Origin of the sequence: Chthonomonas calidirosea T49, from assembly GCF_000427095.1 — a bacterium.
Lineage (GTDB): Bacteria > Armatimonadota > Chthonomonadetes > Chthonomonadales > Chthonomonadaceae > Chthonomonas > Chthonomonas calidirosea.
Window position 1 is genome coordinate 755344 of the sequence record NC_021487.1, and the last position, 11911, is coordinate 767254.

At 52.9% G+C, this 11911-nt stretch carries 10 protein-coding genes; 5 read left to right on the top strand and 5 right to left on the bottom strand.

The annotated features are described in order from the left end of the window. Position 1: 1 nt before the first annotated feature. From CCALI_RS03295 to CCALI_RS03305, 3 genes are read right to left on the bottom strand one after another with little or no spacing between them, the layout of a single operon-like run. Positions 2-1117: a hypothetical protein gene (locus CCALI_RS03295; RefSeq protein WP_016482053.1), complete on the bottom strand. Its 1116-nt coding sequence runs from the start codon at positions 1115-1117 to the stop codon at positions 2-4. 39 nt (positions 1118-1156) lie between these two features. After that, positions 1157-1801, bottom strand: a complete 645-nt coding sequence (locus tag CCALI_RS03300) for a hypothetical protein (protein ID WP_016482054.1) — start codon at positions 1799-1801, stop codon at positions 1157-1159. Beyond that, complete coding sequence (locus CCALI_RS03305) at positions 1798-2991, bottom strand: aminotransferase class I/II-fold pyridoxal phosphate-dependent enzyme (protein WP_016482055.1); 1194 nt, start codon at positions 2989-2991, stop codon at positions 1798-1800. The genes CCALI_RS03300 and CCALI_RS03305 overlap by 4 nt, the downstream gene beginning before the upstream one ends. Positions 2992-3267: 276 nt before the next feature. Between CCALI_RS03305 and CCALI_RS03310 the strand changes: the two genes are divergently transcribed. Together CCALI_RS03310 and CCALI_RS03315 are read left to right on the top strand one after the other, a co-directional pair. Beyond that, the gene (locus CCALI_RS03310; RefSeq protein WP_016482056.1) at positions 3268-4593 is read left to right on the top strand and encodes a sulfatase; all 1326 of its coding nucleotides are present in this window, start codon (positions 3268-3270) and stop codon (positions 4591-4593) included. A gap of 76 nt (positions 4594-4669) precedes the next feature. Next, positions 4670-7096 (top strand): LPS-assembly protein LptD, encoded by a 2427-nt coding sequence (locus CCALI_RS03315; RefSeq protein ID WP_016482057.1) that lies wholly within the window; start codon positions 4670-4672, stop codon positions 7094-7096. Here the strand turns inward: CCALI_RS03315 and CCALI_RS03320 are convergent. After that, positions 7067-7708, bottom strand: a complete 642-nt coding sequence (locus tag CCALI_RS03320) for a D-glycero-alpha-D-manno-heptose-1,7-bisphosphate 7-phosphatase (RefSeq protein ID WP_081648429.1) — start codon at positions 7706-7708, stop codon at positions 7067-7069. The genes CCALI_RS03315 and CCALI_RS03320 overlap by 30 nt on opposite strands. 175 nt (positions 7709-7883) lie before the next feature. Between CCALI_RS03320 and CCALI_RS03325 the strand changes: the two genes are divergently transcribed. The 3 genes from CCALI_RS03325 to CCALI_RS03335 all read left to right on the top strand — a co-directional run bounded on the left by CCALI_RS03325 (position 7884) and on the right by CCALI_RS03335 (position 10623). Next, on the top strand, positions 7884-8705 hold the full coding sequence (locus tag CCALI_RS03325; RefSeq protein ID WP_016482059.1) for an S-methyl-5'-thioadenosine phosphorylase: 822 nt from the start codon (positions 7884-7886) through the stop codon (positions 8703-8705). A 3-nt stretch (positions 8706-8708) separates the two neighbouring features. Continuing rightward, on the top strand, positions 8709-9788 hold the full coding sequence (gene mtnA / locus CCALI_RS03330) for an S-methyl-5-thioribose-1-phosphate isomerase (protein ID WP_016482060.1): 1080 nt from the start codon (positions 8709-8711) through the stop codon (positions 9786-9788). A 307-nt stretch (positions 9789-10095) separates the two neighbouring features. Then, entirely contained in the window at positions 10096-10623 is a 528-nt protein-coding gene (locus CCALI_RS03335) for an adenine phosphoribosyltransferase (protein WP_044949704.1), read from the top strand. A gap of 97 nt (positions 10624-10720) precedes the next feature. Here CCALI_RS03335 and CCALI_RS03340 read toward each other — a convergent pair whose 3' ends face one another. Beyond that, the gene (locus CCALI_RS03340; RefSeq protein WP_016482062.1) at positions 10721-11911 is read right to left on the bottom strand and encodes a D-galactonate dehydratase family protein; all 1191 of its coding nucleotides are present in this window, start codon (positions 11909-11911) and stop codon (positions 10721-10723) included.

An 11911-nucleotide genomic window follows, 5' to 3' on the forward strand; every position in this document is an offset into this window, starting at 1 on the left:
TTCATACGTTGTTTACATGGCCTGGATTATTCGTAAGTGGAGAGATAATTCCGAGTCGTTTAAGTTCATCTACTAACTTCTCGGCGTCAGCCAAAATAACACGTGCGATCCGCTGAGTCTCTGGGTCGCTTTTTCGCCGCAGCAGTAGAGCGGCTGAGCAGAGTGAAGAGATAGGCCCCATTAACACCTCCTCGTTCACCAACTCACCGGGCAGACTCACCTGCATCTCTTTCGCAGGCGCTGGTGCTCCAGAATCTAGGCTCGGTACAACAATCGGCTGTACCTCCTCCTCAGGAGCAACTCGTAGCCGCTCCTCAATGGCGAGCAGCTCACGGCGAATGGCCATGTAGAGAGGTGTTGTATCCATCTCCTTTTCGGAGGATACTCCATAATCGCCGCGATTGATACCGTAAAAGATCGGCTCGGTAGTGGCATAGTTCACAAACATCACCGTCAAAAACTTCTGGAAGACGTTTCGGTCAAAACGATACTGGTTCTGATAGTTGGCATCGTTCAAAACGCTTTCAAGCACATCGTCAAAAAGGCGAACGATAAACGCCTCCGGCGGCAACTCCTGAAATACATCAATACTCGTGCTAGGGTTGGGCTCATAAAAGTAGGGCAGCTCGTTCGGATCGGTGTAGCCCTCTGCTTCCGCAACACTGCAGAACACGTTAAGTTTCATCATGCCATCCAACATACGGCGCTGATAGCCATGTTGCATTACCCGTAGAGCGTGCTGCTTGAACTCGTTGTAGTCCGTGCCCAAAAAGAAGGCCTTCCTGGCAGCTAGCTTATCCCTAAGCTCCTGCAAACGCCTCACCAAGTTATCCCGTGCCTCTTTCACGATCTCCATCATCTCGGCACGAAGCGGGTCGTTCTCTGGAAAAAGATCGATAGTTTCGAATGTAGTGCGTATCACCGCAAAATCGTTCAGCCCATCCTCCAGACACGGGTACGCAATGCCCAGGATGAGATCGTCCGGAATATCTTCCACCGTGTCGGCATTGCGAATACCTCGCTCCGGCTCTACTAGTGCATAGAACCGGTTCTTCGTACGTAGGCTCTTGATGAGCACAACTTTTCTTCTGTCTTCTAAAGCGTTCAAGCTCTGCATCTATGCCTGTCCCGAAATAAAGTTTCCTTGTTAAAAGTTCTAACGAACTATATGGACACTGAATCCATAATAGATGGTTCCATTGATGCTCGCCAAATCAGCGCTCATCCCACGAACCACCGGCAGATTCAGGCCAAAATTGGGTTGTCTGCGATAAAGTTCGGCGGAGAGCGTAAGGGAACCAAGCATTTTGGCCTGCACCCCTACGAACAGCCCGTCCATGGTGCCCGTTCCCACACCGGCGGTGAGACGGAAGTGATTAAGAAAGGGTTTCAGGCGCTCAGGAATAATGGGAGAATGGCTCACGACCGCATACAGGGCACCGTGCTCATCTCCTGTACCAAAAAGGTCTCGCACGCCTAAGGCGATAGCTGGGAGGCCGGCAAAATCGAAAGTGAGAGGATACTCCACATCGAACGTATAGCGCGTCTTTGGGTCGGGAAGAAGCGCTGCACGCTGCAGCTCCAACTCAATGCCTTGCGCGGAGGCATATCGCACCCAGAGAAAGCTGTTATCGTGCCGATATGGTGTTAATAGGCCTGATAACCCTAAACTGTTAGGGTCTGGTGTCTCCGCCATCGGCGCTAGCACAATGCGATCGGCATGAGCAATGCCGACGAAACAGCCTAACAAGAGCATGAAAATGCCTAAACCTACAACTCGCCTCGTAACTCTTTCGATCATCTGGCGTTCTCCAAACGCCGTAAAAATCGTTCCATTCGCTCAAGTGCCTCCTCTATTTTCGTTAACGCCGTAGCATAGGAGCAGCGTATGTGCCCTTCTCCTGCAACCCCAAAGGCAGTTCCTGGCACCACCGCCACGCGCTCCTCTTGTAATAATCGCTCAGCAAACTCCTCACTCGTAAGCCCATAGCGCTTAATGGAAGGAAACGTGTAAAAGGCTCCCTGAGGCATGAGACAATCGAGCCCGATCTGGTTTAGCCCCTCCACGAAAATACGTCGCCGCTTATCGTAATCGGCCACCATGGCCTCCACAGCAGAGTCGCCGTTCTCGATAGCCTCGATAGCTGCAAGTTGAGAGATGTGACTTGCACAAAGCATCGTGTACTGATGCACTCGGGTCATCAAGCGTAGAATAGGTTCGGGGCCACAGGCGTACCCTACACGCCACCCTGTCATCGCATGGCTCTTGGAAAAGCCATTCAATACCACCGTTCGCTCCCGCGCTAATGGCAATGCTCCCACACAGGTCGGCTCGCCTTCATAGGTGAGACGCTCATAGATCTCATCTGAAATAATATAGAGATCGTACTGGTGGGCGATCTCAACAAGTCGAATCAGGTTCTCTCGTGACTGCGTCGCACCCGTTGGATTGGCCGGAGAGGCGATAAGAATGGCTTTGGTCTTTGATGTTATGGCGGCTTCCACGCGCCCCGGGTCTAATCGAAATCCTTCCTCCATGTAGGTCGGGATCGTCACCGCTACGCCGCCGGCAAACTGAATGCACGGCTCATAGGCCACATAGCATGGCGTAGGCACGATCACCTCATCCCCTGGGTTGATCAACACCCGTAACGCCAAATCCAGCGCTTCCGACACCCCAACCGTAATCAAGCACTCGCTTTCCGGGTCGTAACGCACACCGTGCCGCCGCTCTAATAGGCTACAAATGCCTTCCCGCAGCTTTGGTAAACCGCTGTTGCCCGTGTAAGAGGTGTGCCCCTCCTCGAGAGCGCGGATTCCGGCTTCACGAATAGATTGCGGTGTCACAAAATCTGGCTCGCCTACCCCCAATGAGATCACCCCCTCCATCTGGCTCGCGATATCAAAGAACCGACGAATTCCAGAGGGCGGGCAACTGGCGATCACTCGATTCAACGGTCTTTTGGGTGATGTTCCACGCGCTATGGCCATCGAAACCTTCTGTCCTTCTTGGCGCTCAAAAGACTTAGGCGACTGCGAAGCGCCTTTCGATGATGCTACAAACCTGGACAGGCCCTATTCTCTGCAAAGTATACCCGCTTATCTCACCTATTTCTCACTACGGCCTAACCTAGCACGCAAAGTGTCGCAAAACCAACTTTTAGTTACCAATATAGTATTACGTAAGAAGACCGCCTCGCGTGCTATAATTTATAGAAGACTTCAGCATATGATGAAAATTGTGTCTCTTTTAGAAGCGGGAAACGGATGAATGTTCTTTTGATCGTCATAGATACCCTTCGAGCAGACCACCTCGGTTGTTATGGCTACCCACTCGCTACTTCGCCCAACATAGACCGCCTTGCTGCACAGGGTGCACGCTTCACGCACTGCTTCGCACCGGGCATTCCTACTACCCCTGCACATACCACCATCTATACTGGCCTTCACCCTATTAGCCATAACATCGTTTGCCACGGTGGTCAAGTAGACCTCGATCGCAAAATTCCCGTGTTACCCGAATTACTTCAGCAGGCTAACTATACTACCGCAGCTGTAGATAACCTGTACGACATAAAACCTTGGCTTGCCCGCGGTTACGAGTTCTATATTAACCCTAGCTTCCGTCACAAACTGCGACTGCTTGTATCTTGCGAGGAGATCAACGCGCGGGCTATCCCCTGGCTACGTCAACATAAAACAGAATCGTTCTTCCTGTTCCTCCACTATTGGGAGCCACATGCTCCTTACCTGCCCCCCCAACGTTATAGGATGTTTTACCCACCAGATAAAGACCCTTTCTCAGGCCCTGATACAATGGAGCGGGTAAGATGTCAGCCAATTTGGGGCATGTTTCACGACATCTGGTTTAAAAAATTAGGCCCTGTTCGCGACGTAAACTATATCTCCTCTCTTTACGATGCCGAAATACGCCATGTGGACGAGGGCATCGGCCAACTTCTAGACGCGCTTGCCGAAGAAAATCTCGAGCAAAACACACTCGTTATCCTTACCGGCGACCACGGCGAAAGCCTTACCGAACACGATATCTACTTTGATCACCATGGGCTCTACGATCAGACCATCCACGTCCCTCTCATTATGCGCCATCCACAGTATATTAGGCCGAACATGGTTATTTCAGAGATGGTTCAGCATCTAGACATAGCACCTACCATACTCTCCGCTGCGGGAGCAGAGCCGCCGCCCCACATGGAGGGAAGAAGCTTTTGGCAACCCCTCGTTGAAAACCGTCCTCTCCAGGGGTGGGATCGAATTATTAGCTGCGAAAACACTTGGCAATCGAAGTGGGCACTTCGCACCCGAAACCATAAGCTGATCCTAGCCCGCCGCCCCGACCGACACGGCATGCCACCTCTCGAGCTGTACGATCTCGTCCAAGACCCGGCAGAATCTCAGAATCTGGCCGACTCCCATGTGAACGAAGCTCAAACACTGCAAGAGGAATTAGAGTGCTGGATCTCTCAGGAACTCGCTCGACTCAACCGTACAGAAGACCCCATCCTTGCTCAGCCTATCTCGCTCGGTCAAAAATGGGACGCATGGGTACGTATTGGCCAAGAGCCCCAATAGTCTGTCACCACTTTCTGCCTCTCTCGTAAATATGTCATAATGTGGCCGTTGCCCAGTTCTCCCCCTACCATGCCCTATGCCTATCGTCGTATCCTTAGTGTTGCTCAAGCTTTGGGCTTTATTTGCACCCTTACAGGCTTCGCCACCTGTAAGTTCCTCTACACCGCCTCCTTCTGCCTTCTTCCATCCGCCATCACCTCCCCCTCAACAACCCTTTCAAATCCATCTGCAAGGCCCATTCAGTATTAGCCCGGACGGTGTCTACCATGTCAGCGGCGGCATATCTATTAGCTATCTCGGCACTACCATCAGTGCAGATAGAATGGATGGAAGTTTTAAAAACGGCTTCCTTTTTAGCGGCAATGCACGTATCGAACGCAACGGAATATCCGCTACAGCCGATACTATCTTCTTCTACCCTCCCGATGGAAGCTTTCGACTGGGCAACCCTCATGGCATGCTGACCCCCTCCCTTTTTAACGGAAATATCTACTCGCCCATCTTCCTAAAAGGTCAGGAACTCGAAGGCAACCAGTCCGGCTATCTGTTTGGGCAGAGCCTCTCGGCCACCACTTGCACGCTACCAACCCCACACTATCAGCTACAAATAGGCTCGGCAGAGCTGATACCTTACCAAAAGCTTACGCTCCGTAAGGTGAGCATCTTCTTCTTTGGAGTAAAACTCCTTACGCTGCCAGAACTTGTCATCCCACTCAATCAGCGCCTCCCTAAACGCCCACGGACTAACTACCTGCCCGAATTTGGTCAAAACATAGACGAGGGCTACTTCGCCCGCTTCCCCTACGCCTTCGCGGAAGGTCGCGACGCCGCCGGCCTCATCCGTCTCGACGTCACCCAGAAACGCGGCATTGGCTACCGGTTCGAACAAGAGTACCTCGCAGGAAAACAGACGACGCAAACAACACCAACAAACGAAGCCTACTCAGCAGATAACGGCGTGCTCGTCTCAGCCTATGGCTACGGTAGCATAGGAAACCGGCTTCCACGGCTCGGCACCGGCCTCGGCCCTACCAACGGGGGGCTCTTCAGCTTGCAAGGCTACCTCTCGCAAGGCTTTAACACCAACTTCAGCGCCAGCTTTAAACACCAACAGAATATCGGAAGCAACAATCGCATTGCGATCGACTCGGAACTGCAACGCAATAGCTATACCTTTGGCACGGGCACCGTCAGTTACGACACCCAAACGACTCGATTCGATTTTAACCACACTGACCCCCTGCATGGAACGGACGGCGACCTTACACTTAATCTTGCCACCAGCTTCTCACCTGGTTTCTTTAGCCGTCAACTTACCGGAAGTCTCAAACAAGACTTTCTCTTTGGCTCCTCCGGCAGTACCCATAACAGTCTGTCTTTCGACTTGGAGCTCTCCGATCTGCTCTCCGGCGGCTCGGGCCTCTCCTCAAAATCGGAACGGCTCGATGAAAACTTCAGCTACCAACACGATTCGCGTGAATACGCTCTCTCCTTGGTGGCAAATGGCTCTACTCCTATTGGGGTTCAAACAGGAGGCACGTTTGGCGTGCTGCAAAAACTACCGGAGCTCAAAATGGATGTCAATACCTATCGCTTCCGTGGTGGCTGGTTGCAAAAGCTGCCAGCAACCCTCGAGCTAGGCGTAGGACAGTATTCCGAGCCCGGCTCGGAGGTAAATACCGATCGCGTGCTTTTGGGCCTCAATACCCAGCCTATTACTCTCCTGACTGGGCGAACCGAACTTACAACCGCTCTCGGTTTCGAACAACGCTTTTATGGTGATGGGGCTGCTCAATATCGCCTTCACGATGATATGCATCTACGCCAACATATTGCGGGCCGCTCCGGTTTTGACATAGATTACGTCTACGATCAGCCGGAAGGGGCAACCCCTTTCTACTTCGATCAACTGCGACGCTCCCACTATCTCTCCTTTGATGGTGGCTACTTAGATGACCCTCATTTTCAATTCACAGCTCGCGTTGGTTACGATCTTACTCACTCGCCCGGCACTCTGCCCTGGCAATCCCTCTCAACACGCCTCATGTGGCGTCCTACTCCCTCCGTCCGTTTCGACGCCACACAAGTCTACGATCCAAATCGCGGGCGCTTCTTTGCTCTCGTCAATCAGCTGAGCCTACGTGGCAAAAACGATTTTGGACTCGACATTCTCGCCAATATAGACCCGCAGCAACCTGGAATTCGACGGAAAATCACCCAACTGAACACCCAATTCTCTATCCCTATTGGACGCGCATGGCGTATTAATGGCCTCTACCTCTACAACGGTCTAACCGGCAGCTTTACCGCCCAAAATCTCCAGATCATCCACGATTGGGACTGCCTCGAAATGAGCCTCACCTACACCAATAACGTGGGAGGCTTTCGTCCCGAACGTGCCTTCTATCTTTCCATTCGTATCACGGCTTTCCCCTTCTTCCGCGCTTTTGGCTACGGCCCAGCAGGCCAGGCTTTAGGAACCGGAATCGGCAGCCTCTACTGAAAGTATCCACTCGACGGCGTTCCATAGATCGGCGCAGACACATTCGGGTTGCGGCGCGGCAAAACGAGATGGCTCGTAGGCTCGCGTGTGCCCACTTAAAACGAGCACGGTTCGACTGCCCACCGCCGCCCCGGCTGCGATGTCCTTTGGAGAATCGCCTACCATATAGCTTCGTGGAAGTTCAATATCGTACTCTTCTGCAGCACGCAAGAGCATTCCCGGGGCTGGTTTGCGACAGGAGCACCCCTCTTCTGGACGGTGAGGGCAGAAATAGACCGCGTCTATCCTACCGCCCTCCGAGGCAATTTCTGCCCGTAGCCGCGCATGGACTTCCTCTAAATCGCCTACCGTCATTAATCCCCGTCCTACAGCAGATTGGTTGGTGACAATGATAACTCTAAAATCAGCCCGGTTTAGACGTCCAATCGCCTCGCCTACCCTTGGCAACACTCTAAGCAACTCAGGACGGGTTACGTAGTCGCCGCCTTCTACGCTTAGAACCCCATCTCTATCCAAAAAAACCGCTCTCTTTATCACCACATTCCTCTCTTCTACTGCACAACCGATAAACTCCTGTATCTTACCGCCATAGAGCGATTTTCGGTCAACCATCTTCTTTCTTACATACCTCTGTGCTTTAGAAAAGAGCGCCGAGCCTACCGAACTCTCCAGGCTTTCTTTGGCACCCATTCCCACAAAAGTTCGCTGTGAGAGGGTAAAATAGACGCCGTGCATCGTTCCTCATTTTCATAGTTAACACTTCAGTACAGGAGCTTTTTACAGTAGGATGCCTTCAGATAACACATACCCTACCGCGGAGATCGGAGTCTTTGGTGGAAGCGGTTTCTACTCTCTTTTTGAAAAGGTAGAGGAGATCGCTGTGGATACCCCGTTCGGCCCTCCGAGCGATAACGTCTTTCTCGCCACCCTCCCGGATCGCCGAGTGGCCTTTCTTCCTCGACACGGGCGACACCACACCATCCCCCCACACGCTATTAACTATCGGGCAAATATCTGGGCGATGAAGCGGCTTGGCGTACGCTTTCTCATCAGCCCGTGCGCCGCAGGCAGTTTGCAACGCCATATTAAACCCGGCGATTTTGTGGTCTGCGATCAGTATGTAGACCGAACCCGTAACCGAAAGGATACTTTCTACGACGGCCCGGAGGTCTATCATGTCTCCAGTGCCGATCCCTATTGCCCGCATTTGCGTAAACTTGCTATCGAGGTCATTCGGGATCAAGGCATTCCCGTCCATGAACGCGGAACGGTAGTGGTCATTCAAGGCCCTCGCTTCTCCACGAAAGCCGAAAGCCGTTGGTTTACCCAGGCCGGATGGGAAGTGATCAACATGACTCAATATCCAGAAGCCTACTTGGCCCTCGAACAAAATATCGCTGTGGTGAACATCTCGCTTATCACAGACTACGATAGCGGCCTCGTGGCCGAAGGCGAGGTAGCGCCCGTTACCCAGAAAGAGGTCTATGACACCTTTCTGAAAAACGCGGAACGTATCAAGAAAGTTGTCAAAGAGCTCGTTCAGAGAATTCCTCTCGATCTCGATAGCCCTTGCCATCATGCGCTCGACCATGCCAAGGTTGAGGCTTAAACGATGTCCGAGAAACGGCTAGGAACCGCTCTGCAAACAGTCGAGTGGCGCGAGGGACGTTTGGTTTTGATAGATCAAAACGCTCTTCCTCACCGCCTTACATACATAACCTACACCGACTGGCAAGACGTGGTAGAGGCTATTCGCACAATGGTCGTCCGAGGAGCCCCTGCCATCGGTTGCACGGCCGCGTTAGGGATGGCACTTGGTGCGCAGTATAGCCCTCCGTTCGCTACCAGTGACGCCTTCCTCGCCCATCTCGAAAGGATGGCCCAAGCTTTTCGATCCGCCCGACCAACCGCCGTCAATCTTTTTTGGGCTGTAGACCGTGTGCTTGCCGTCGCACGCGCGGCCTCAGATAGCGTGGAGCACATCCGTCAGGCCGTTCTAGAAGAGGCACTTCGCATGCTTGAGGAGGACCTCCAAATTAATCGGCGTTTAGGCTACCATGGCGCCCAACTCCTTCCTCAGCACGCGAGCGTACTTACTCACTGCAATGCCGGTGCCCTCGCCACAGTGGGCTACGGCACAGCCCTCGGCGTCGTCCGCGCTGCCGTGGAACTAGGCAAAACGGTGGAGGTTTATGCCGACGAAACGCGGCCGCGCCTACAAGGCATGAAGCTCACCGCTTGGGAGTTAGCCCAAGACTCGATTCCAGTCACCATCATAACCGACAATATGGCTGCCGTGCTCATGCGTGAAGGAAAGATTGATTGTGTGATCGTCGGGGCCGATCGCATCGCCGCCAACGGGGATACCGCCAACAAAATCGGCACTTACGGCCTCGCCGTCCTTGCCCACTACCACCGTGTTCCATTCTACGTGGCTGCGCCCGTTTCCACCTTTGACCTTCGCCTTCCATCAGGAGACCTCATCCCTATCGAACAACGTGATCCGCAAGAGGTCACTCATATTCAAGGTAACCGTATTGCTCCAGAAGGCGTGCCCGTTTTGAACCCAGCCTTTGATGTTACCCCCGCCGAGCTAATTCAAGCCTTCATCACAGAAATAGGTGTTCTGCAGCCCCCCTTCGATACCCTGCACGAACGCTTAATCGGCGCTTCGAGCCACCATGAACCCTAAACGAACTGTCCAATGGCTTGCAAGCGACCTCTTGTGCTAGAATGCTCGGGAAAATGTGGAGGCACTCTCTGTTCACATCTGTCGCGTCCCCCTCTTTGCCGTCCCAAAAGTCTACGACGCGTTCCCTCTCGCCGTAGAATGTGTCGAACGAACGCGTTTCATGCGAACTTGTGGGAGTATCATATATCAAGGTGTGCAGAACTCCCTAAAGATCCGCCAAGCCCAACACAACAATCATCTACGCAATAGGAAAGGAGGTAAACGCGGGTTCTTCAACAGCAAGCGTCGAGACCCCGCACAGTTCTCTATGGAAAAACTTTTGGCTGAAGCTCTTGTACGTGATGTGCCGGATTTTCCAAAACCCGGCATCCTTTTCAAGGATATTACACCGGTATTGCAAGATTATGATGCCCTCAGACAGGTCATAGATAAGATGACCGAACAAAGTCGCCCCCTAAAGGTGGATGTGGTCGTGGGCATCGAAGCGCGAGGATTCATCTTTGGCGCCCCGCTGGCGCTCGAGTTGGAAGTTGGTTTCGTGCCGCTACGCAAGCTCGGCAAACTGCCCTACAATCGTCTTGTTGAAGAGTACGCTCTGGAGTATGGCACCAACACCGTAGAGATACACACGGACTCCATTAAACCGGGTCAACGAGTGCTCATTGTGGATGATGTACTTGCAACCGGAGGCACAGCGGCCGCAGCCGCTCGACTTGTGGAACGAGCTGGAGGGCAGGTAGCCGGCCTCTGCTTCCTCATCGAGCTAGACTTTCTTGAGGGGCGAAAAGCCCTCGAAAACTACCCGATCATCAGCCTTATTCGCTATCAAGAATAGGCCTACATTGAACTAAAAGCAGAGATTTAATGCCCTCGGCTACGGCCGATCGCTACGCGTTACGAACATGGCATAGGCCAACCCTATGACGAACGCCTCAATAAACATGCATCGTACCGTCGGCACGGCGCACTATGGGCATGAAAGCTCGCTTATAAGGATATTTTTGCAGCTTCGCTGTATCTATCTCAATCCCTAAACCCGGGCGTTCAGTGGGGTAAAGAAAGCCCTGTCGCATCTCAGGAATACCCTCGATAACATCATAAACCGGCTCCGGAAATCGTGTCCACTCCTGAATGCCAAAGTTCGGGATCGTAATCTGTAACGCCACGGAAGCTGCTTGGGCTACAGGCCCTATATCCGCCGCCCCGTGAAAAGCGCTTCGTACATTGAACGGCTCGGCTAGCACCATGATCTTGCGCGCTTCTGTCAAGCCACCCACATGAAGAGGCTTAATGCGAATGTAATCTATCCACCGATTCATAAAAACCGGCAGACAGTCCCAACGCGACGTAAATATCTCGCCAATCGCCAAGGGGGTTGTGGATGCCGCACGCACAAGCGGCCAACTCTCTCGATGCTCCGGCATAAGAGGGTCTTCGAGATAGAAAAGGCGATACGGCTCGACCTCCTTGGCGAGCCGCGCCGCCTGAATGGGGTCAAGCTGTTCGTGCACATCGTGCAGCAGCTCTACCTCCATGCCGAGTTTGCTTCTTAAATGAGCAAATAGTTTGGGCACCTGTAGTAGATAGGGCGTTGGCTCATAGAGGCTCGTTGGGGGAGCTTCCGGATGCAAGGGTGGTAACTCGCCGATAACGCCTGCACCTCCGTAAGGGCCTACCTGACATCGAACCGCCCGAAACCCCTGCTCTATAAGCTTACGAGCGTTATCTTCACACTCCTGCTCATCCCGACCTCCTGCATGGCTATAACACATCACCCCATCCCTTGCCCGCCCTCCAAGCAGCTGATAAACCGGCAGGTTAGCGATTTTTCCCTTGATGTCCCAAAGCGCTAGGTCTATCGCGGCAAGAGCGGCCATGAAGATGGGGCCACCACGCCAGTATCCCTGCCGATAGACCAGGTGCCAGATGTCTTCGATGCGCTGGGGATCCTGTCCAATAAGTAATGGAGTGATATGTTGGATGGTAGAAGCCACGATCGGCTCACTGCCGTTGAGCGTGCCTTCTCCAATACCCCATAGCCCAGGAGTGTCCGTCAGCACTTTGATGAACAGATAGTTTCTACCTAGACACGTTAGATAGACCTCAATATCGGTGATCTTCAT